Annotated in this window: 22 protein-coding genes; 15 read left to right on the plus strand and 7 right to left on the minus strand. The window is 52.1% G+C overall.

Going from position 1 to position 22901, the window contains the following annotated elements; genetic code table 11:
* Window positions 1-43: 43 nt before the first annotated feature.
* Together IPN95_14045 and IPN95_14050 are read right to left on the minus strand one after the other, a co-directional pair.
* Window positions 44-1048, minus strand: coding sequence for a glycosyltransferase family 9 protein (locus tag IPN95_14045; protein ID MBK9450496.1), 1005 nt, complete (start codon window positions 1046-1048; stop codon window positions 44-46).
* Window positions 1041-2234 (minus strand): amidohydrolase, encoded by a 1194-nt coding sequence (locus IPN95_14050; protein MBK9450497.1) that lies wholly within the window; start codon window positions 2232-2234, stop codon window positions 1041-1043. The genes IPN95_14045 and IPN95_14050 overlap by 8 nt, the downstream gene beginning before the upstream one ends.
* Window positions 2235-2301: 67 nt before the next feature.
* Here IPN95_14050 and IPN95_14055 point away from each other — a divergent pair, with 67 nt between their 5' ends.
* The 8 genes from IPN95_14055 (at window position 2302) to IPN95_14090 (ending at window position 12859) form a co-directional block, all read left to right on the plus strand.
* Window positions 2302-2895, plus strand: coding sequence for a hypothetical protein (locus IPN95_14055; protein ID MBK9450498.1), 594 nt, complete (start codon window positions 2302-2304; stop codon window positions 2893-2895).
* 28 nt (window positions 2896-2923) lie between these two features.
* Entirely contained in the window at window positions 2924-3499 is a 576-nt protein-coding gene (gene lptC, locus IPN95_14060; GenBank protein MBK9450499.1) for an LPS export ABC transporter periplasmic protein LptC, read from the plus strand.
* A gap of 9 nt (window positions 3500-3508) precedes the next feature.
* Window positions 3509-4834, plus strand: coding sequence for an HlyC/CorC family transporter (locus tag IPN95_14065; protein ID MBK9450500.1), 1326 nt, complete (start codon window positions 3509-3511; stop codon window positions 4832-4834).
* Between the two features lie 115 nt (window positions 4835-4949).
* Entirely contained in the window at window positions 4950-7085 is a 2136-nt protein-coding gene (locus tag IPN95_14070) for a SurA N-terminal domain-containing protein (GenBank protein MBK9450501.1), read from the plus strand.
* Between the two features lie 126 nt (window positions 7086-7211).
* Window positions 7212-8750: a hypothetical protein gene (locus tag IPN95_14075; GenBank protein MBK9450502.1), complete on the plus strand. Its 1539-nt coding sequence runs from the start codon at window positions 7212-7214 to the stop codon at window positions 8748-8750.
* A 151-nt stretch (window positions 8751-8901) separates the two neighbouring features.
* A complete protein-coding gene (gene purQ / locus IPN95_14080) occupies window positions 8902-9582 on the plus strand; it encodes a phosphoribosylformylglycinamidine synthase subunit PurQ (protein ID MBK9450503.1) in 681 nt (226 codons plus the stop codon).
* Between the two features lie 33 nt (window positions 9583-9615).
* Window positions 9616-10107 carry a hypothetical protein gene (locus IPN95_14085; GenBank protein ID MBK9450504.1) on the plus strand — a complete coding sequence of 164 codons (492 nt, stop codon included), beginning with the start codon at window positions 9616-9618 and terminating at the stop codon, window positions 10105-10107.
* A 19-nt stretch (window positions 10108-10126) separates the two neighbouring features.
* Window positions 10127-12859, plus strand: a complete 2733-nt coding sequence (locus IPN95_14090; GenBank protein MBK9450505.1) for a thioredoxin family protein — start codon at window positions 10127-10129, stop codon at window positions 12857-12859.
* A gap of 191 nt (window positions 12860-13050) precedes the next feature.
* On the opposite strand, the gene IPN95_14095 is transcribed toward IPN95_14090, so the two are convergent.
* The gene (locus IPN95_14095) at window positions 13051-13320 is read right to left on the minus strand and encodes a hypothetical protein (GenBank protein ID MBK9450506.1); all 270 of its coding nucleotides are present in this window, start codon (window positions 13318-13320) and stop codon (window positions 13051-13053) included.
* A 99-nt stretch (window positions 13321-13419) separates the two neighbouring features.
* On the opposite strand from IPN95_14095, the gene selD reads away from it, so the two are divergent.
* From selD to IPN95_14130, 7 genes are all read left to right on the plus strand, one after another.
* Window positions 13420-14460: a selenide, water dikinase SelD gene (gene selD, locus IPN95_14100; protein ID MBK9450507.1), complete on the plus strand. Its 1041-nt coding sequence runs from the start codon at window positions 13420-13422 to the stop codon at window positions 14458-14460.
* 62 nt (window positions 14461-14522) lie between these two features.
* Entirely contained in the window at window positions 14523-15263 is a 741-nt protein-coding gene (locus IPN95_14105) for a glycosyltransferase family 2 protein (GenBank protein ID MBK9450508.1), read from the plus strand.
* A gap of 463 nt (window positions 15264-15726) precedes the next feature.
* The gene (locus tag IPN95_14110; protein ID MBK9450509.1) at window positions 15727-16209 is read left to right on the plus strand and encodes a methylated-DNA--[protein]-cysteine S-methyltransferase; all 483 of its coding nucleotides are present in this window, start codon (window positions 15727-15729) and stop codon (window positions 16207-16209) included.
* A gap of 195 nt (window positions 16210-16404) precedes the next feature.
* Window positions 16405-16551 carry a hypothetical protein gene (locus IPN95_14115; protein ID MBK9450510.1) on the plus strand — a complete coding sequence of 49 codons (147 nt, stop codon included), beginning with the start codon at window positions 16405-16407 and terminating at the stop codon, window positions 16549-16551.
* 264 nt (window positions 16552-16815) lie between these two features.
* Window positions 16816-17709, plus strand: a complete 894-nt coding sequence (locus IPN95_14120; protein MBK9450511.1) for an endonuclease/exonuclease/phosphatase family protein — start codon at window positions 16816-16818, stop codon at window positions 17707-17709.
* Window positions 17710-17827: 118 nt separating this feature from the next.
* Window positions 17828-18730: an alpha/beta hydrolase gene (locus IPN95_14125; protein ID MBK9450512.1), complete on the plus strand. Its 903-nt coding sequence runs from the start codon at window positions 17828-17830 to the stop codon at window positions 18728-18730.
* Window positions 18731-19013: 283 nt separating this feature from the next.
* Complete coding sequence (locus IPN95_14130) at window positions 19014-19820, plus strand: class I SAM-dependent methyltransferase (GenBank protein ID MBK9450513.1); 807 nt, start codon at window positions 19014-19016, stop codon at window positions 19818-19820.
* Here the strand turns inward: IPN95_14130 and IPN95_14135 are convergent.
* From IPN95_14135 to IPN95_14150, 4 genes are all read right to left on the minus strand, one after another.
* On the minus strand, window positions 19817-20686 hold the full coding sequence (locus IPN95_14135) for a hypothetical protein (protein ID MBK9450514.1): 870 nt from the start codon (window positions 20684-20686) through the stop codon (window positions 19817-19819). The genes IPN95_14130 and IPN95_14135 overlap by 4 nt on opposite strands.
* Before the next feature lie 46 nt (window positions 20687-20732).
* The gene (locus IPN95_14140) at window positions 20733-21218 is read right to left on the minus strand and encodes a hypothetical protein (protein MBK9450515.1); all 486 of its coding nucleotides are present in this window, start codon (window positions 21216-21218) and stop codon (window positions 20733-20735) included.
* Between the two features lie 66 nt (window positions 21219-21284).
* Window positions 21285-22331, minus strand: a complete 1047-nt coding sequence (locus IPN95_14145; GenBank protein MBK9450516.1) for a hypothetical protein — start codon at window positions 22329-22331, stop codon at window positions 21285-21287.
* A 63-nt stretch (window positions 22332-22394) separates the two neighbouring features.
* Entirely contained in the window at window positions 22395-22895 is a 501-nt protein-coding gene (locus tag IPN95_14150) for an acetyl-CoA carboxylase biotin carboxyl carrier protein subunit (GenBank protein ID MBK9450517.1), read from the minus strand.
* Window positions 22896-22901 lie beyond the last annotated feature (6 nt).

Consider the following 22901-nt stretch of genomic DNA (forward strand, 5'->3'; position numbering starts at 1 on the left):
CCTCATCCTCGCTCTCACACTCAATCTCACACTGAAAGCGTGCTCACACTGACTTCACGCTGTCCACAGCAATCTCCGCACATCTGAAATGCCCCTTGGGGCAATCCCTAAACCCATGCAGCCCGCAGGGGCGGCAGTCAAGTAACGCCGCAGTTTCCACCACACGGCTCACCGTACTCAGCGGTCCAAATCCAAATTCAGGCACGGTCGAGCAGTAAATCGCCGTCACCGGCGCATCCATCGCGGAGCAGAGATGCATCGGCGCGCTGTCGTTCACATAGTTCATGATGGCCCCGCGCATCAGCGCGGCCGATTGCAGGAGCGAGAGCTTGCCCGCAAACACACGCACCTGCGGATGCCCGCTCGCCTGCGCGATGCTTTCGCAAACTTCGCGGTCGGTTGCAGCGCCCAACAATGCAATGCTTATCGTCGGTTCGATCGCTTGGATGAGCGCCACCCATTTCTCGGCCGGCCATTGTTTGGTGAACCAAACGCTCGTCGGCGCAATACATATATAAGGTGCGTCGTTACGGACGGCATCAAAGTCGTCTCGCGAAGGATAAAGCCTAGGCTTTGCTGCATTCGCATCCGTCAGGTGGGCGATCACCGATTGGTTGCGCTCCACTTCATGCGGACTGCCGGGTTGCGTTCCGATGACATGCGGCACCTTGCAGTCATACCGCCAAGCGAATGGGTTTTTGTCAAATCCACAAACATGGCCTGCGCCCGAAAATGCCGCAATGATCCCCGAACTGGCAAAGCGGTGGAGGTTCACCACCACATCATAGCGTTGTTGCCTGACAGCTCGCAGGACCTTCCACAAGCTTTTGCCCTTGCCTGATTTTTTGTCGCGCACCAAAACACTCCGCAAAAACGGATGGCCTACAAACAGGCTCTCATTCCCCTTGCGCACCAAAAAATCGATGGCCGCCTCCGGATAATGGGCATGCAGCTTCTCCAAGACGGCCGTCGCAAGGATCGCATCCCCGATAAAGGCCGTTTGAATCACCAAAATCTGGCGGATGTTTTGGGGCTCAAGTTCAGCCATGCTGCAATTCCTGGATGGCCAACCACGCCATGAGGCCTGTGCTGAGGCTCAGGGCCGATTCGTCGATGTCAAACTGCGGGGTATGCACGCCATGGACGATGCCACGGGATTCGTCACGGGTGCCGAGGCGATAGAAGCAACCCGGAACTTGATGGGTGTACCAAGCAAAGTCTTCGGCGGCCATCCACAGGTCGAGGTCCTCGACATTTTCGGCGCCGACGTAGGCCTCGGCCCATTCGCGGGCGCGGGCGCCGAGCACATCGTCATTGACGAGGACGGGATAGCCCTTTTTGATTTCGATTTCGGCATCGCCACCCATGCTGCGGGCGATGTCGACGCACATTTTCTCGATCATGGCATGCGCCTTGGCGCGCTGCGGTTCGTCCATGCAGCGGTAAGTGCCCTCGAGATAAACCTCGCCTGGGATCACATTGGTCGCGCCGTTGGCGATGACCTTCCCGAATGTCAGCACCGAAGGCAGTCGCGGATCGGCCATGCGGCTCACCACTGTTTGCAAGGATGTGAGGATCTGCGCCATGATGGCGACCGGGTCGATACAGGCTTGGGGCATGGCGCCGTGGCCGCCTTTGCCTTTGATGCGCAGGTAGATTTCGTCGGCACTCGCCATGTAGATGCCGCGGCGCATGCCGATTTTGCCAGCTGCGATGCCGGGCATCACATGTTGCCCGAAGATGGAGGCCACCTTGGGGTTGTCGAGCACGCCTTCGGCGATCATGACCGAGGCTCCGCCTGGGAGTTTTTCTTCACTGGGCTGGAAAATGAGCTTGATGGTGCCGGCAAACTGGTCGCGATTCTCCTGCAAGAGACGGGCAGTCCCCAACAGCGAACTCGTATGCACGTCATGACCGCAAGCGTGCATTTTTCCAGGAAATTTGCTGGCATAGGGCACATTGTTGGTTTCGAGGATCGGCAAGGCATCCATGTCGGCGCGGAGCGCGATGGTTTTTCCGGCCCCGAGACCGCCTTCGACAAAGCCTACCACGCCCGTTTGGGCAATATTTTCCTGGAAAGCGATTCCCGCTGCTGTCAATTGGGCTTTGACGAGGGCACTTGTTTCATATTCTTCGAATGCCAATTCGGGATGGGCATGGATGCGACGGCGGATGTCGACCGTTTCCTGCCAGATTTCTTGGGCGCGGCTGCGCAGCCTTGTTTTCAGATCCATGCTTTCGGTTTCATGATTTCAGGCCAAATATCGTATTTTGCGGCGAATCACGTTGTGATTGAAAGACATGGCATTCGGGAATCCTTCTTCAAAATCTATTTCACGCGCTGGCTGCCTTTTGGCTTTGTTGGCGTTGGTGCTCGTGGCTTGCCAAAAGAAGGCCGACAGCAAGGCTGGGGCAGGCAACCCGACTTCGGCTGGTGCTGGCCAAATAGTCTGGCATTCTAGTTTGGATTCGCTCGAATTGAACGTGGAAATCGGCAGGCTTCTGAAGACAGGGCCGGATTCAACGGCAACCATTCATTTTCTGGACAGCCTTGTGCTTGTTGCAAATGACAAACACGGCAAACGGTTGGCACATTTCAAATCACGCGAAGGTGTGACAGCTCCGCCTTATGATTTGATCAGCTTTCGTGACTTTTTGTGGGAATGCGAGGACAGTTCGCAAATTGAAGGATCCGACCTTTTCTGGCACAATACGGCACAACCCGGCATCGAGGTCGAAGGCGAATTGCAAATCGTGACCAAAACGGGACTGATTACAGGCGAATATCTTCTGGGAGACATGTTGATGCGCCATTATGAAATCGGGAAAGTTTTTACCGCGGTTCGCTGGGACGAACTTGCAGGTGGGCGCGACGGCTTTGAGCATGGAGATTGAGATATTTCGTAACTTTGTCACCTTGTTTATGAGAACCCTTCTCGGATTATTCCTCTTGATCTTTTGCCTTCTCGGATGCACCCGCTCCAAGGAGGAAGAGGCGCATTTGAAGCTATTCGATGAAACCACGCCCACCAAGGAAGCCTTTCAAGTGCGGTTTGTGTTCTCTGAGGATGCGGTTGTGCAAGCCGAATTGGAGGCTCCGCATGCCATCGAGGCCACGGAAAACGGGCAAGACATTCGCATTTTTGACAAAGGGCTACACATGATCTTCTATACCAAAGAAGGACAAAAGGAAAGCGAGTTGACCTCCAAACATGGCACTTTCAAAAACCAATTCAACGATGCCTTGCTTTACGGTGACGTGGTGATGCTCAATTCGAAGGGAGACCGGCTCACTGCGGACACACTTTACTGGAACAAAATCAAGAACCGCATCAAAGCAAAGCCGACCATCAAAAACAACCGCGTGACGCGGCCGGTGATGATTCATACCGCCACGGAGATCATCTACGGCGACAGTTTGGATTCCAATACAGACTTCACGGAATACAAGATCTTCGGCATCACGGGATCGGTCAATGTCAAAGACGAGGAATTGTGATACGCTACATTGAATACCTTTATCTCGCGGCCGCCGTTGGCGTTTCGTATTGATATTGTCTTGATCGTAGTGATGCTGTTGTTTTCGGCATTGTTTTCGGGAATCGAAACGGCATTTCTCTCCGCCAACCGACTGAAAATCGAGCTCAAAAGCGCCCAAGGCGACGAGGTCGGAATTTTGCTTTCAAGCTTTGTCAAACAAACCCCACGTGTGCTATCGACGATTTTGGTGGGCAACACGGTCTCGTTGGTCCTGTATGGCATTGCGATGGGGCGACTTTCAGGCTCGATCTCCTCGGGTTTGAACTGGATCGATCCGGTGCGGCAGCCTTATTTGATGTTGCTCGTGGAGACGAGCATCGCGACTTTGGTGATCCTTTACTTTGGCGAATTCCTCCCAAAGGCATTTTTCAAGCTCAAGGCCGACCAAATCATGCTTCACGGCGTCACCGCCAAATTGTTGCAGTTTTATGTGCGGATTTTGGCCCCGTTTGTGGTGGCGATCAATGCCTGCGCGAGATTCATCCTGCGACGCATCCTGGGATTGAAGTACAAAGAAGAGGAATTGGTCTTCAGCAAAGAGGATTTGAGTTTCTATTTGCAGCAAACCTTTAATGTGGAGACAGATTCCGAAGACAAGCCGGAAATCGACGAGGAAATGTTTACCAACGCCATGACCTTCAACGAGGTGCGCGTAAAGGAATTTATGGTTCCGCGCACGGAATTGAGTGCGATGCAAGTTGACTCCTCCATCGATGAGTTGCTGGACTATTTTGTGGAGCAGGGCCATTCGCGGGTGATTATTTACAAGGACAGCTTGGACGAAGTTTTGGGTTTTGTGCATCACAGCGCATTGTTCAAGCGCCCCAAGGCAATTGTCGACATCCTGCAACCGGTCTTGATGGTGCCCGAAACCATGGCTGCCAACCTGCTGCTTTCGGAATTCACCAAGCACCGCAAGACGATTGCCGTGGTGGTGGACGAGTTTGGCGGCACAGAAGGCATTGTCACGGTCGAGGATTTGGTTGAGGTCGTTTTTGGCGACATCGAAGACGAGCATGACGAGCCGGAGGAAGAGGAATTGTTGGCCAAACAAATGAACGAAAACACTTGGTTGCTGAGTGCGCGACATGAGGTTGAGGACTTGAACGAACGTTGGAATCTCGGCCTACCCGAAGGCGATGGAGACTATTCCACATTGGCAGGGCTGATCATTCACCACTTGGAGGCTATCCCGGGAGTGAATGAAACCGTCGAAATTCCAGGCTTCAGACTCGTGATTACGGATGCCTCCGACAACAAGCTCAACATCATCCAACTGGAGCGGATCCTTTAATTTGGGATGAATGTGTCACCACTTTTTCACATTTTGGTTTTAGGGAGAATCAATTTAACTTGCACCCCTATTTTCAACGACGATTGAATTACGCGTAAATTAGTTTTCTAGCAATATGTCCGTTCTAAAGAAAATTCGCGACAACGTAGGTTTGGTGATTGGTATCATCGCGCTTTCGCTCTTCGCTTTCATCTTCAGCAGTGTATACGACAACTTTGGTCCCAGCCAAGACAACACCATCGGTGAGGTCAATGGCAGCGACATCGATTACCAAGCTTATGATGGCAAGTTTGAGCTGGCACAACGCAACAACCCCAATGCCTCCACCACAGCCGAGCAATATCAGCTGAAGGAGCAGGCTTGGCAGAGCTTGGTGCGCGAGGCTTATTACTCACGCGAGTGGGCCGAGGCAGGCATCGGCGTCAGCGACGACGAGCTGATGATGATGTTTACCGGCAAAATCTACCATCCTTATGTGCAGCAGTCAGGCTATTTTGCCGACAGCTTGGGTCAGTACAATCCCGGCATGGTGCCGTTGGTGTTTCAACGCGCCGATGAAATCGACATCAATGACCCGCGCACCGATCCTAACTGGGTGAAATGGAAATTGGGATTGCTCGATCTCCGCAACATCTTGAGCTTGGATCGCCAAAGCAACAAATGGCAGTCGGCGATCAAAGGCAGCGCCTTGGTCTCTGACAATGAAATCAAGGTGAGCTATGAGAATCAGCAGCGTGCTGCCGACATCAGCTATGTTTATGTGCCTTACGCCAGCATTGCTGACGAGCAAGTGACCGTCACGGATGCTGATCGCAACGATTACTACAACAAGCACCGCGAATCCTATCGTTTGACTGAAGAGGTTGCACGTTTCAAGTACACCTTCTTCAAGATCCGCCCGAGTGCCGCTGACAGCAGCAAGGCGCTTGCCGATCTTAACAAATTGATCACCGAGTTCCGCAACAGCGAAACAGCGTTCCAATTTGCGAAAACCAACTCTGATGACCGCACCATGGACACCGTTGCGAAGCCATTGGCTGAATTGCCAGCTGCGCTTTCCGCCATCGGTGGACGTACCGATACGGTCGTCGGACCGATCGTCGGCACCACGGGTTTCCAGTTGTTGCGCGTCGTCAAAGTCGAGCAAGACAGTGCCAATGCCAACGTTCAGTTGCGCCACATCTTCGTGCAATTCCAAGCGCAGTCCAAGGAAGACAGCACACGTGCCAAAGGCAAAGCAGACTCTTTGTTGGGAATTGTAGCTGCTGACCGCACCAAGTTCGGCCAAGTGGTGATGGAATCCTCCGACGATCAACAGTCCAAAATGACTGGCGGTGACCTCGGATGGAGGGCAGAAAACTTTGCTGGCGACGTATTTGCAGCAGGTTTGAAATCCCACAAACCAGGTGACCTTTTTGTAACATCCTCGGCAGGTGGCTACCATGTTGTCGAGTTGCAGGATCGCAGCAACAAGATGTACAGCTTTGCCACGATCACCCGCGAGGTGCATTCGGGTACCGAAACCAATGACTCGATCTTCAAGCGTGCATCTTTGTTCCATGGCGACGTGCTTGCCGGCGGCAACATGGATTCGCTGACTGCCAAATACCCTGACGCTGTGACTTTGAGCAGCGGCAACGTCGGCCCAGGTACCTTTACCTTGCCAGGTGTCGCAGCCGGACGCGCCGTGATCGCTTGGGCATTTAACAGCGACAAAGATGCCATCACGCAAAAATTGATCGAAGCTGAAGATGCTTTTGTGATTGCCAAAGTCGAATACAAAGGCGCAAGGGGTTATGCTACCATGGAAAGCCAAAAGGAAACCATGGAATTTGAAATGGCTGTGCGCAATGCGGTTAAAGCAAAGCAGATCAAAGCCAAACTCAAAGGCAGCGACATCCAAGCCATCGCAGCAAGCTATGGCCCTGGCGCAACCACCGGCACGGCACGTGACTTGCACATGTCTTCCAGCGAGGTGAGCGGTCTTGGCAATGAGCCTAAAGTCGTCGGCCGCGCATTTGGCTTGAAGCAAAACGCTGTCAGTGCGCCGATTGCAGGCAACTCGGGCGTGTTTGTGGTGAAGCTTGATGGCATCCGCGAACCAGCACCTTTGGAAGACATGATCAAAATGTTCACTGCACAGACTTTGAAGCAAAGCAAGGGCGAAGCAACCGTCAATGCGCTGTTCCAGGGAATGCGTGAAAATGCAGAGGTCATCGACCAGCGCTACAAAGCTGAGAAAGTCCTCTAAGTTACCCTTCGGGTAAATCATCCAGACGTTCCACCGTGCATTGCCGCGATGGAACGTCTGCTTTTTAAGGGATTGTTGGTTATCTCTCTTTTCCGTGGTTAATTTGGTTTCGCGTTTCGCTTGCTCATGCTAAGGCTGCTTTCATACAACCATCTTTTTGCCTATGTCGTGGTGTTTCTCATCACGGTGGCTGTGAGATTGCCTTCGTTTCATCCCAACTACTTTGAGCAAGACGAAAGCTTCTACCTCACGTGTGGCCAGAAAATCGTCGATGGCGGCGTGCAATACGTCGACACTTGGGACAACAAACCTCCGATTCTCGTTTGGTTGTATGCCGGATTCGTTTGGGTATTTGCCAGCAAAGCCATTATCGCCATTCGGGTCTTTACGGTAATTTATGTCTTTATCACAGCCATCATGCTCAACCAATTTGTGGTTGACAACAAGCTGATTGAGAAGTTTTCATTGTTGCCGGCGTTTCTTTACATTTTTCTCACGTCGGTACCGTGGTATGCCCAGGAATTGAATGGCGAATTGCTGATCAATCTTCCGGTGATGGTCGCCGTGTTCCAAATCTTGAACCTCTCCGACCGAAGTTCGAAAAACAATGTCTTTTTGTTTTGGTCCGGTGCGCTGCTGGGACTCTGTTTCATGATCAAATACCAGTCGGTATTCCTGTTTCTGGGACTCATCGGCGGCTATTTGACCCTGCAACCCCCGAAATTGACGGAGATCTTCTCGATTTTGGCCGGATTCCTGCTTTCATTGGGGATCACGATCGGCATCATCTACCTTACGGGCGCCATCGAAGCTTATTGGGATATCGGATTGCTTTACAATCTGGACTACGTGATGATCGGGCATGACGACAGCGACGATTCTTCAGTTCTCTTCAATCTCGGCCAATACGTGCAACTCTGGGGACCATTTTTGCTTGCAGCCTTGATTGCAGCAGCCCATTTCCGGTTGAGCTATTTCACCAACAGCATACGCCTGCGCAAGGTTGAGGTGTTTTTGTTGTATTGGTTTGGTGCAGCGTTGCTCACGGTGGTCATCGGCGGTGGACGTTTGTATCTGCATTATTTCTACTTGATGGTGCCGCCCATTGCCATTTATGCTTCCAAGTTCTTCGAAATGCGCATCAGTCCTTGGCTGCGGCAACTGGCATTTATCGCCGCCATGGCGGTTCCGATGTACACTTTTGGCATCTTCCTGATCAGCGCCTTTCCGGAGACGTTCAATCAGGCGGATGAATACTTGGAGCCCAATGGCTGGGTCGATGGTTTCAGGCAGCGCCTCAACAAACCGCATCCGCTGGAGCAATACATCGACAAGTCGCGGGTCCAAAATGGCATTTTGGTCATGGACTATGAGCCGGTCATCTATGCGCGCCTGGGCTTGCCCTGTGCGACACGCTACACCAATTTTTCGATGGCCAAATACAAGCTTGCTGCCTTCCGCGCACACACGGAAACGGGCCTGATTTCGCATACGGAAAGCCTCGTGGAAACCTATCGCGGTTTTCAAGACGAACTTCCAGAATATATCATCGACCCCAAGGATCTTTTCCCGATGTTGCGGGAACAGATTCCCATCCTTTTTGCGCCGTATGAAGCGCGTTTGGTGACCGTCGATGATCGGAGCTACCGCATCTATTACCGATGAGGAAAGCTGAACGCATTGGATTGGCATCGCGGCCCTTTGGTAGCAAAATGTCAGCACAAGACACGGAAACCCTCCTTTGTCCGCCGCGAGCTTCCCAAACTCATCCACTTTCCTTACTTTTACCGATTCAGTTCAAAAAACGCATTTCCGCATGAAATTTGGTGTTGTTACTTTTCCTGGCAGCAATTGTGACGCTGATTTGGTCTATGCATTGCGCAACAATCTCGGTCAGCGCGTCGTCGAACTCTGGCACAAGGACCATGATCTCCAAGGTTGCGACTTTGTTTTCCTTCCCGGAGGATTCAGCTACGGCGATTACCTGCGTTCGGGAGCGATTGCGCGGTTTTCCCCGATCATGAACGAAGTCGCTGCCCATGCCAAAAAGGGCGGTTATGTGATGGGCATTTGCAATGGTTTCCAGATTTTGACCGAGGCAAGCCTCTTGCCCGGCGCATTGATCCGCAACACTTCCTGCAACTTCATTTGCAAGAATGTCTTCATTCGCCCGGCAACGAGAAACACGATTTTGACTGCGAAGCTGATGCCCACCAAAGGCTATAAGATTCCGATCGCGCATGGCGAAGGCAACTTCTACGCATCCGAAGAAGACCTTAAGAAAATCGAAGGCAACGACCAAGTCATCTTCCGTTACAGCAACGAAAAAGGCTTTTCTTCTCCGGAATTCAACCCGAATGGCAGCCTGAACGAGATTGCAGGTGTCTGCAACGAAGGCCGGAATGTCTTTGGAATGATGCCCCACCCCGAGCGTGCCGCCGACAATTTGTTGGGCAACCTCGAAGGCAGCAAACTCCTGGAAAGCCTTTTGGCCTGATGTTTGAATTGGTTTTGGACTAAAATCCTGAAGATGAAAACTCCGAAATTCGCATTCGTTTTGATGCTGACGCTTTCCCTTGTTACCGCCCTTCAAGCGCAAAAGAAGGTCGAAAGTGAAGCCGCGACCCTGAAATTCAGCATGGAGGAAGGATCCGAACTCAAAGTCGGCAGCAAGGCAAAGTTCACGATCGAAGCTACACCCAAGGCGGGTTGGCATGTTTATTCGGCGATTCCGAGCGAAGACGGTGCCTATCAACCCGCGGTTTTGGGTTGGGACATCACAAGCCGCGGATTTGAAACCGAAGCCAAGCTGGAAGAAAAAGGTGGCCTGATCGAGGCATTTGATGAAATCATGAACGGTACGGTGCGGTACTATAAAGGTGTGGTTGTCTTTTCGCAGGAAATGAAACTCACCGAAAAGGAGGTCCTGCTCGAAGGCTTCTTTGACTACATGGCCTGCAACGACGAAAAATGCATTCCCCTCACAGCCGAAATAAAATTCGAAGCAAAAGCCAAGGAATAAGATGATTGCAACCTCTCGCATGAAGACACCATTCTCCAAAATCTTGCTCCAATCGGGCCTCCTGCTCGGATTCTTAATTTCTGCGTTCGGGCTTTCCGCGCAGATGCCGGCGTTCAATGGCAAGGACAAGTTCACCACCGAGGCCGAATTTGCCTTGGTCACGGCGGTCCCGAAGGAACTTTGCGTAGGCGATGTGGTCACCTTCACCTTCAAAGGCAAAATCAATACCGACGGATGGCATCTCTACTCTTCGCGGACGGATGGCAACATTGCCTACAATCCGACGATGTTGGAGATCTTCATGGACGAGAGCAAAGGCATCAAGCTCAAGGGCGCGATGTCTGAAAACCACAAAGCCGACGAAGTCGATGACAAGCTGATGGGTGGTTATATCCGCAGCTTTCATGAAAAGCAGGTCGATTTTACGCAGAAGCTGGAAATCACCGGACCCGACGTGGTTTTGGTCGGTCAATTTTCTTCGCAGACCTGCACCGAGGAAGGCATGTGCAAATTCCTCAAGTTGCCCATCGAATGGCGCATCAAAGCCAAAGCCTGTGGCACGGGTGCCGTGGTCGAGCCGGGTGTCGATTCTGCATTGACCGCTTCGAATGATACCCTTTCTGGAGTCGGCGCCATGCCAAGCTTCGATTTCAAGCCCTACGACAGCACCAAAACCTTGAGCGACAACATCAAGGCGCAAAACAGATTTTTCCCGGACCTATCGATGACCAATGGTGAAACTGGTGTCTGTGGATTTGCCCATTTGGAGCAAGCGAGGAAGTATGCGGAGAAAGTCGGAAGGCCGCTGTTGCTGTATTTCACCGGCCATACCTCTGCAAGCACGAAGAAAATGGAAAGCCAAGTGTTTCCCAACCCGGCCGTGGATTCCATCCTTAGAAACCGTGTCGTCATCGTGAATCTCTGGGGGGATGACCAAACGAAGGAAACGGGAGGACTTAAACTTTCCGATGGTACCCCTGCCAAAACACTTGGCGATTTTGTTATTGACTATCAGAGCAAAACCTATGGGACAATTGCACCGCACTTGTTCGCATTCCAAGATCCCCAAGGTGTTTCCTACGGCTCCTCCATGGGATTCAACCCTGATCCGGTCAGCTTCAAGTCTTGGCTCGACAGCGTCATCACCGAATACTACAAAGACAAGGGCATCAAAGAAGCCGCTTGGTTGCCCAAGGCTTCCGCTTCTACCCCAGAAGGACCGGGCGACGAAATTGCCGACTGCAGTCCTTCCACACTTTGGTCGAGCTTTTTGATTGCCTTCCTCGCCGGCCTGATCGCCATCCTGACACCTTGCGTGTTTCCGATGATTCCGATGACGGTGAGCTTCTTTGTGAAACAAGGCGAAGGCGCCGAAAACCGCAGCAAGGGCATCCGCAACGGCTTGATCTATGCCGGTTCGATCATCTTCATCTACGGTTTTGTCGGCTTTTTGATCTCCGTGATCTTCGGCGGCAAGGCTTTGTACATTCTGGGAAGCCATCCGATTCCGAACCTGATCTTCTTTGGGATTTTCTTTGCGTTCGCGCTCTCTTTCCTTGGCATGTTTGAAATCACCCTGCCAAGCCGCTGGAGCACGGCCGCCAACAACAAAGCCACAGCCGGCGGATTGCTCGGCCCCTTCTTCATGGCACTCACCTTGGTGATCGTGTCCTTTTCTTGCACCGGTCCGATCCTCGGCGCCGCCTTGGTACAGACGACACAAGGTGCAGAATGCGGCTGGAAACCCTTTGCGGCCATGCTCGGCTTCGGATTTGCCTTCGGCATTCCGTTTGGCTTGATGGCCATGCTGCCCAAACTCATGGAAAAGCTGCCGATGGCCGGCGGATGGATGAACACCGTCAAAGTGGTCTTCGGCTTCCTCGAATTGGCGCTTTGCATGAAATTCCTCAGCAATGCCGACCAAGTCATGCAATGGGGATTGCTCGACCGTCAGATTTTCATCGGGATTTGGATCGTCATTTTCCTCTTCCTGACCTTCTATTTCCTCGGATGGATCTTGCTGCCACATGATGAAAAGAAGGAAAACATCAAGGTGCCGCGTCTGATCATGTCGATTGCCGTGATGAGCTTTGTCGTGTACTTGATCCCCGGCCTTTGGGGCGGTCCGCTTCCGATGATGGAGGGATTGATTCCACCGATGAACAAAGAAATCGGGGTAAAATTGTTGCCGCATCAATTCGCCGAAGAAGGCACGATCAACGACCAAATTTGCAAGACCGAACGCATCAATGCCCAAATCGGGATCGAAAACGAAGCCCATGGATTCTGCATGTTCTATGACTTGAAGCAAGCCATGGAATTTGCAAAGAAGGTCAACAAGCCTCTGTTTGTGGACTTCACCGGGCATACATGCGCCAACTGTCGCAAGATGGAGCAACAAGTTTGGCCCGACGACCAAGTGCGCAAATTGTTGCTGAATGAATTTGTGATGGTTTCCCTTTATGCGGATGATGAAACGAGGCTCGATTCCGTGATCACTGGATTCAATGGCAGCAAAATCAGGAAAGTTGGCGACTGGGTGGTGGACTACCAAAGCCATTATTTCGGCACAATCGCGCAGCCTTTGTATGTGTTGATGGACCACGATGAGAAGGCCATGGTAGCGCCAAAAGGCTTTGACTTGAAAGTCAAAAACTATATCGACTTCCTCAACAGTGGCATCGCCGAGTTCAACAAGCGCCACGGCATCGTGGCCGACGCGCCGGTTGCCGAGGCACCTGCAGGACACTAAGCAAGGTTTTCAGAAATACAAAAGGCACGAAGCGGGAAATCTGCTTCGTGCCTTTTTTTTGATGACTTCGTGCCTTTGTGTCTTCGTGGCCAAAAAAGAACACCGACTAAAAAAACAGCCCCGGCATTCGAGCGAAGCCGGGGCATCTATTTGGGGTGTTGGAAAAAAAACGAGTTTGGAAAAACAGTCGGCTACATCGCCAACTTATGTATCGAAGGCTTCGTGCGGCTCACCTTGTGCAAGGACTTGAAGTCCTTCAGCTCACCAACAAAAAGCTTGTCGTCAAAGGTAAACAAAGGTTGCAATTCTACAAAAAGCTCATCTGCAGAATCGAAGGTATCGATCAAAATTGTGCCTTCGGCAATGTAATTCAACCCGCCGCCATAACGCGCTTTGAGGAAATCAATCAATTCATTGGCCTTGAAATCCGAAAACTGAAACCTGACGATGATGGCACTCATATTCCTTCGGGTTGATTTTTGCAAAAGTTAAACTAGCAACCTTTACGTAACTTTGAGGCTGGAGTTTTTCCACTTTTACACAAGTTGGAGTTTATGGAGATGTTGAAAAGCAGTGTTAAGCTGACCCAGTTCAGCCACGGCGCAGGTTGCGGCTGCAAAATCGCGCCGGCAGTTCTGGATAAAATTTTGCATTCGACGATCGCACCGATGCCCGATGCCCGTCTTCTGGTCGGCAATGACAGCCGCGACGACGCAGCCGTTTACGACCTCGGAAACGGAACGGGCATCATCAGCACCACCGACTTCTTCATGCCGATTGTCGACGACCCCTACGACTTTGGGCGCATTGCCAGCGCCAACGCGCTTTCCGACGTCTATGCCATGGGCGGCACGCCGCTCGTCGCCATTGCCATCCTGGGATGGCCCGTCGGCAAGATTCCGGAAGAGGTCGCCGCACAGGTGCTCGAAGGCAGCCGCTCCATTTGCCGCGAAGCAGGCATCAGCCTCGCAGGCGGACATAGCATCGACAGCCCCGAACCGATCTTCGGTCTCGCGGCAACGGGCATCCTCGACCTGCCCAACCTCAAGCGCAACGACACCGCCAAGGCGGGCGACATCCTCTACCTCACCAAGCCCATCGGCATCGGTGCGATGAGCACCGCCCAAAAACGTGGCCTCATCAATGACCTCGACCTCGCCACCATCGTGGCACTCATGACCACCCTCAACAAACCGGGCGCTGCCTTTGGCAAGTTGCCCTATATCCATGCGATGACGGACGTGACCGGCTTCGGGCTGCTCGGCCACCTGAGCGAAATGTGCCTGGGCGCAGGCTTGCATGCCGAAATCGATTTTGATGCGGTGCCCAAGATTCCGGCAGCGCCGGGATACATTGCCCAAGGTTGCGTGCCTGGCGGCACCAAGCGCAACTGGGACAGCTACGGCCACCGCGTAGAGGCGCTTGCGCCCGAGGTGCGCGACTTGCTCGCAGATCCGCAAACAAGCGGAGGCCTGCTCGTGGCCGTCGACCCGGCCCACGCTGCCGAATTCGAAGCATTTGCCAATACCCTCAACCTCCCCGCAGCGCCACGCCCCATTGGCAGGATGCTTGCCGGAACTGGACTTATCATCGTGAAATGAGTTCGGAAGGCAGCGTTCAGGAGACAGTCGGAACCCTGCCTTTTGAACTCTGAACTCAAAAAATGATTTCAGCAGTCATCATTACGTTTAACGAGGAACGCAACATCGGGCGTTGTTTGGCCTCCTTGCAAGGCATTGCCGACGAGATATTGGTGCTCGACGGACATTCAACGGATCGCACCGTCGAGATTTGCAACGAATATGGTGCGCGGGTGATCGATCAGGATTGGCTGGGCTACGCGGCAACCAAAAATCTCGGGAATGATCTTGCCTCCTATTCCTACATTTTGTCCATCGATGCCGACGAAGCGATCAGCCCGATTTTGCGGGTTTCGTTGCTGTCGATCAAGGGTGAATTGACGGGTGCCTACAGCTTCAACCGATTGGCTTTTTACTGCGACAAGCCGATCCGCCATGGCGGATGGTATCCCGATGCAAAGGTCAGGCTGTTTCCCAAGGGGCAAGCCAAATGGGTCGGCAAATTCGTTCACGAGGAATTGCGGCCCGATGGTCGGTTGGCACTTCACCACTTGCCCGGCGATTTGTTGCATTACACCTACTACACGGTCGCCGAGCATCGCACGCGCGCCAAACGTTACGCAAGGCTTGCCGCCGACAAACTCAGCAAGAAGGGAAAACTCGGCTTGTTGTTCAATGCGCTGACGAGTCCGACTTGGCGGTTCCTGCAAATGTTTGTTTTTCGCATGGGTTTTCTCGACGGATGGCGCGGATGGTGCATTGCGGCGATCACCTCCAAGGAAGTTTGGCTGAAATATTGGTGGGCGGTGCGTACGAAATCGTAGGGAAGATTCGTTAGGATGAGGTATGGTTCGACGGATTGGAATCGGATTGGTTCTCCTTTTATTCGCTTTCAGTGCGAAGGCACAGGAGGATACTCTAAATCCTGAAAAGGCTGGTAATTATTTTTATTGGACGCTGATCGTTAGGAATGAGGGGGAAATGGAAACGAGGGGAGGTCGCCTTCTGTTTGATACCCCCAATCGAATTTTCAAAATGGAAAATTAATCGCCGGAGTATGGACAAGAAATTTCGGCGAATCCTTCAATTGAATTAAATCAGGTTTCGAGCATGTAGAAAAGAGGCCGATTGCTGGTACATTATGGGGTGGGTGCCGGCTGAATAATTTTACAATAAATCGAAGGAATACGGGACTTTGCCGAGCGGAAATGGAGCATTGAAGTCTAATTTCAAATGATATTTGAACGTATTAATTTGAAAATTGCGGTCGATCCATCAAGATTCAAAATGCAATTCACCTCCCTCCACAGCCCAATCGGCTATCTCAAAATTGAAGGCGATGCTTCCGGCGTCTCCGCAGTCAGTTTTGTCGAATCGGATCCGGGGCAAAGCGAGGAAGTACCGCAGGAATTGGTCGAATGCGCGCTGCAGTTGCAGCAATACTTCGAAGGAAACCGAAAAACATTTGATGTGAAGCTGCGGCCGAAAGGAACGGATTTCCAGGTTTCGGTTTGGAATGCGCTTTTGGGAATCCCGTTTGGGGTGACGCGCAGCTACAAGGATGTCGCCTTGGCTTTGAAAAACGAAGGTGCGATTCGGGCAGTGGGTGCTGCGAATGGTCAAAATCCGGTGGGGATCATCATTCCCTGCCATCGCGTGATCGGCAGCAATGGTGACCTTACCGGTTACGCCGGCGAACTTTGGCGCAAAAAGTGGCTGTTGCAGCACGAGCAGGCACATACCTACGGGCAGCAGGGTAGCCTGTTTTGATCGGTGTCTCTTTCGCCCCGAAAGAAACTTCATCAGAAAGACATCGACCAATTCCGCCTCAAATTGCGCATTCGCAGTCCCGATTTCGCGTTCATTCGAAGCAAAGACATTCCGTTCCTTACAACCTCCCAACTCAACGTCCGGACCTCCGTACACAACCACAGGCGCAGCAATTTTGCTTTGTTCATCTAAAAAATGGAGGATCAAATGGGAATGGCACACGAAGGTTCGGATCCAATCAAAACCGATCACCCCACCAAAAAAGGCACAACGCCCGACAGGCGTCTGATCGAGGAGAAACTCCGCGAAATCAAAGCGACACGCATCGCATTCAGCCGCTAAGACTGTCTACCGTCAGTCTCGCGTTTCGAGACACCTCAATAGAAGCAGTTTGAATTTAGCCGGGCCTCGGATTCAGTTTCGGGGCCTTGGTTTTTTTGTGGAGGCGGTGCAACCGCCACCCCGTTCTCGGTATCTCTTCCAATGTGTGCGATGTCCATCACCATCAAGATTCCTTTTGCGAGCATGGGTGATCTTGACGGTCTACTGAAACCGCACGCTTTCTTTCCCAACTTCAGCGGACGTTTTTTGATTCTTCCGGGCTTCATGAATAAAATCACCACCTCTCTCTGCTCGCTGTTGCTCATTTTCTACATCACCTCCTTGGCTCCGGCCAAGGCGGCACCGGCTGTTCAGGACACGACGGCACAGCCGTTGCGCATCCTGTCATGGAACATTTTCATGCTGCCGCGCTTTGTGCACATCACCGGCAAACGCACCCGCGCCTACCACATCGCCGAGGAACTCAAAGCAAGTGACTACCAAGTGTTGGTGTTTCAAGAGGCCTTCCTCAGCGATGCCCGCCATATCATTCGCAAGTACCTCAACGGTGCATTCCCGTTTGAATATGGTCCGGCGAATAATCAAGGCGGAATCAAGACAAGCAGTGGGATCTGGGTTTTGAGCAAAATCAAGCTCCGGCAACTGGAAGAGGTCAAATTCACACAGTGCTACGGGATCGCTGACTGTTTTGCCCGAAAAGGAGCTTTGTTGCTCGAGGGCGATTACGAGGGGCAAACGTTCCAGGTTTTAGGAACGCATTTGCAAGCTGCCGGTCCGCACGCAACCCGCCACACGCAGTACCGCGACATGCGCGCGATGTTGGATCGGCATCAACGACCCGGTGTGCCACAAATCGTTTGCGGGGATATGAACACCGCCAAAAACCAGGAGGAAAGTTACAACGACATGCTGGCATCGCTGGATGTGGAAGATGGCCCACTCGACATTCAGGTGGCAGGCGCTCGCGACGTCTATCCCAATGACCTGCGCAATTGGGGCAATGAGCGGTTTGAAGTGATTGACTATGTTTTTTACCGTCACAATTCGAAGCCGGCCAAGAAGATGACGCGGGTGTTGCGGAGCATCCGCAAACCTTGGTGCAAGAATCACGAAGACTTGAGCGACCATTTTGCGGTGGACTTTTCCATCTGGTGGTAGGGCTGCGCAGTGTGAGTGCGGAGTGTGAGAGCGAGAACATTGATTCTGGTCATTTTTGGGGCGGTTTTAGGTAGAATGCTCTGAAAAAGCTTTAAATTCAGGGCTGGGGAAAGAGGATATGGCATTGAATTTTTTTAGTCTGATCACAAGGGCATTTGACACCTCGATCAGGATCAGTGGTTTCAAACGGGAATTGGTGGAGGCGAATGGTTCGTGGCAGCATTATTATACTGCCACAGGGAGAGGAAAATTGCCTCCCGTGGTGGTGATCCATGGATTGAGTGGAGACGCTACCGACCTTGCTCCCATGTTTAGCACGCTCCGCAAGCACTTCAGCAAGGTGATCGTCCCTGATTTGCCCGGCCACGGTAGGAGTCAACCGCCGATTGAGGGGATGAAATCAGGCCCGACATTCGACACCTTTGCCCGCGGACTTGATCAGATGCTGAAAGAGCCCGCTATCATTCTCGGGAATAGCCTTGGGGGACTTGCGACGATTCGGTATGCGAATCGCAATCCTGCCATGGTGAAAGGCATCGTACTCTACAGCCCTGGCGGGGCGCAACTCAGCCTCCGCGAATTGTTTGTCTTCAAGGGCAAATTCCGCACCGAATCCCGCGAAGACGTGCGGCGGTTTCTGAACATGCTTGTGACAAAGGCACCTTGGTACCGTCGGCTCGTTGAAAACGTTGTGCGCAACCGCCTGTTGCACCCCCATGTGCATGAGCTGCTGAGCAGCGTGACCCCTGAGATCCTGCTACAACCCGAGGAATTGTCTGGAATCCCATCCCCGACGCTTTTCATCTGGGGAAAAGCGGATACGCTCATGGGCAGCCAAGTCAACTTTTTCAAGCAGCATCTCCCGGCACATGCCGAGATTGCCGAACCCGATCATTTCGCTCATTGCCCATTTCTCGATCAGCCCAAAGACTGTGCCCGCTACGCCATCGAATTTGCAACAGCACTGCAAATGCGGGAAACGGCGGGGAATGAGGAATTAGAAATGAGAAATGAGAAATGATCTTGGGGTTGAAGTTTTGAGTTCACTTAGTTGGTAAACACTCGTGTTTGACATTTGATGAGGCGATGGCTCAATGTGGCCAACTTTCAAAGGAGTCCGCCGTTTGCTTTTCATTTGCTGACACGATTACTCAGGGGTGTTCGTTTCAAAGGTCTTCGTGATGTGCTTCGCAGTTGCCACGCAGTTGCTTCTCATCTAGCTACGCTGAACTTCATTTTTCATTTCTAATTTCTAATTTCTCATTCTAAAAACCATCCACGGTAAACCCTATCTTTGTGGCCTGATGGCGATTCATTTTCATTCCAACAAGGAATTGTATTTCCAGATGCAGCGCGAAAATGCTGCCGAATACGTGATTCCATTCATCGAGCAGGTGCTTCCTGTTTTGCCGGGCCTCAATGTATTGGAAATCGGCTGCGCCGAAGGCGGAGTTTTGCTGGCTTTCTTGGAGCGCGGCTGCAAAGGCGTCGGCGTCGAATTGAGCGATTCAAGGGCCGTCTTGGCGGCAGAGTTTCTCAAAAGCTATATCGACGAAGGCAATTGCCGCATTATTTCGAAGAATATTTACGACCCGACCTTCGAGACCGAATTCAGGGGTCAGTTTGATTTGATCCTCCTCAAGGATGTGATCGAACATATCCCCGACCAACAGAAGTTGATGGGATTCATGAAAACCTATCTCAAACCCGGCGGACAAATCTATTTCGGCTTTCCACCTTGGCAAATGCCCTTCGGGGGGCATCAGCAAATCTGCCGCACCAAACTCGGGAAAATGCCTTGGCTGCATCTTTGTCCAAGAGGAATGTATAAAGGCTTGCTCAAACTCTTCGGCGAAAGCGAACCGACCGTGAACGAGTTGATGGACGTGCACGACACCGGCATTTCTTTGGAACGGTTTGAGCGAATCGTCGGCAAAACCGATTACACAATCAGCAACAAGTTGCTGTACTTGATCAACCCGATCTACAAGTACAAATTCAAATTGAAGCCACGCAAACAGTTTGGTCTCATTGCGGCCATCCCCTGGGTGCGGAATTTCTGGACGACTTGCGGGTATTATTTGATCACGCCCACAAAGTCCAAGGACTAAGCCTCCGGCATCGCCTCCAAAGTCTTCAGGCGTTCGGCCTCGGCTTGCTTTTGCAGAAATTTGGGCTCGAGATAGCGTTTGTAGATTGCGAATTCAATGATCGGAACGAGGCAAACGATCAAAAACCACATGCCGATGGAGGCCGTCCTGTACTTGGAATATTGCTTGTAGAAGATGCTTTCCAATGTTTCGTTGAGCTTCTTCTGAATGGCCACTTCCAATTGCGCGGCCTGGGTTTGCATCAGCAGATCTACCACCCTGCTCGATTCCGACCACGAAAGCCCTTCGGAGACACCCGCCTTTTCTCCCGCCATGGACAGCGCTCCAAAAACTACCGCACTGAAAATATCATCCTTGAAGGTGTCGATCAGCCAAGATGCTGCGCCATTTTTCGCCTGATCCAAAAGACCTACCCCGACGGACTTGTTCACGATGTCGGCTTTCAAATGCTCGGCAAACTCGGAACTGGAATGGCTGTACGTGGCCGCAAGCACCTTGAGATCGTTGAGATAGGCATCCTTTTCCGCCTGGGATGAAAACAGCTGGTCGACTGTGAGCCCATAGATACCGTCGGTCATGACCGGAGCTTCATTGTGCATCACTTTGTAGATGCCTCGAAAAAATCCGATCTGAAGGGCAAAATAGACCGTGCCGAGGATCACGAGCGGAATGTACAGCTTCACTGCCCAGTTGTAGTATTTGGGAATGCGCGTAAAAACCTTGTAGCGGGATCCAAGCACCAAGATCAATATCGTCACCAAGATTCCCAGAAAACCATACACGATCACGCTCCATATCACCGTCCACGACTCGGGCAAAATGATGTCGCGACAGACAGACCAAAAATCACTCCAGGTAATTTTCATGTTTGCATTGCGTTTGATTCAAAAATAATTCGGAGGAAACACCGTCTCACCAACCATGAAAGGCTTTGAAACGCATTTCCTCTTCCTCGGCTTTCCAATAATTGCTGAGCGGATAGGCCCAAGAAGTCTCTGAATTGTCTTCGTTTTCCGCGCGCCAACCCAGCGCGAGCTTGGGCCGTGCAATAACCCCACTCGCCAAATCCCAAGATTCCGCCGTACGGAGCCGGTCGCCTTCGCCGTACAGAAAATGGATGTCGTAGCGCGGACCGGAATAGGGTTCGCCGATCTCGATCTGCAAGACTGGAGTGCCGTAGTTATCCAATTGATATACACCGGGCAGACGCCTCGTACTGTGGAATGGCCCGGAAATCAGCGGAAAAAAGGCGGATTGGATGCCGGCGGCAAAGCTTACCTCGAGTTGCCGTTCACCCAAACGATGGATGAACATGACCCTGCCTCCAGGGTCTTTCCAAAGCCCGCACCATTCCGAAGGAAAGGGGGGCGGTGTATGCGTGGCACGTCCAGGCTCCATATCTGACGAGAGACACAAGTTAAGAAATTTTGTGGACTGCCCAAGGGCCCGGGCTTTTCAAAACTATCACCAGAACTTCCACCAAGGCTTTCCGCCGTTGTTGGCGCGCTCCGAGTTTGATCGCGGATTGGGCGTTGCAGAATTTTCTTCCGCGGGCGGTGGAGCAACAACTTCTGCCGTTGGAGCAGCTTCCATCTTTGTCAAAGCCAATTCGCCGTCTTCAAAAATGAGTTTGACCAAGCCGGCACCTTTTCCAAAATAATGCGTGGTCGTCACGCGCTTAAATGCCCGGTCGGCATCATCGCCGCCATAGCGGTCTTCGTCGGTCGGCAGGAAATACAGGTCCACCCGCACCTTCATACAGCGCCTGAATTCTCCGAATGGGGTTTCTGCATCTTCAAATCCTTCGTGGGTGTAGAGCCGAAAGCTTTCCGTGCCGGGCACGTAGGAAAAGAAGGTCTGTCCCGGCTGCGCCGCGCCATCCATGATCAATTGGATTTCTTCGTCGGCTGGGTCGCTCAATGCCTGCGCATCCAAATCCGTCGTAACGCTGTACCATTTCGCGCCTGACTTGAGAAAATAATGCCCATCCCACCAATCGTTGAGGGGATCGTCAGAACCCAACGCTGGAAAGCAGAGGTAGTCGTACTTCCCGAATTTGCGGATGCGCGCGATCCAAGCGACCGTGGCATCACGACCTTCGGAATGATAGCGATACTCCAGCAATGTGTCGGCAAGCCTTGGAAAATAATCGGCAGCCGGTTCCGGGTCGGATTGTGCTTTGTACGGATCAATCACAGGGTGGCTCATCGCCGCCATCGCCACCTGCACCTTGGGGCGCGCGTCGCGCAAGACCCCGGCGATATAACCCCGGCCGGCAAATTCGGAGAGCAAATAGGCCTCCGACATCAGCCTATCGTAGAAATTACCTGACAGCTTGGAAGTATGCCGCAAAACCATCAGGGTTTCGCTCACCATCGCTTCTTGAAAAATCGGAATGAGGGATTGTTGCTCCGAATAGGTTTCCTCGGTGCGCAGCGCTTCCAAGGCTTCCTCAAAAAGCGCGCGGCTTTGAAATTGCAGGATTCCTGCCAGAAATATGGTTCCGCTCATGCTCGTGAAGCTGCGTCAAGGGTGAGTTCCGAAATTAAGGATGAATTCGGAAATTGGTCCAGATCATTTCAGGGTAACAAGGACGGCTCCTTTTTCCACGTTTTGGCCTTGCACGATGCTGATTTTACCGACCACGCCATCCGCCGGGGATTTGATGACATTTTCCATTTTCATCGCTTCCAAAATCAGCAGCGCATCTCCTTTGGCCACTTGCTGACCCTCAGCGACTTTGATCGAATGAATCAAACCCGGCATCGGTGCTTTGATATCGCTGACCTTTACCTTGCCAGCGCCTTCAAGTCCGAGTTTCTTGAGCAAACGGTCCATTTCCGTGCTCAAAACCACCTCGGCGCGTTTGCCATCGACTTTCAAAATGACTGTTTTGGCTTCGCGGTCCACACTTACGATATGAACCGTATGCGAAGCACCTTGATACAAGACTTGGTAGGAATGCGCATTCAGCTGCTGAATGTCTGCCGCAGCAGGTTCGCCATTGAGCGAATAGGTCTTTCCGGTGAGTGCGACCTCAAAAACTTGTGCTCCATTAACCTTTGCTTCAAACATTGCGTT

The sequence above is a fragment of the Bacteroidota bacterium genome, from assembly GCA_016718825.1.
Taxonomy (GTDB): domain Bacteria; phylum Bacteroidota; class Bacteroidia; order J057; family JADKCL01; genus JADKCL01.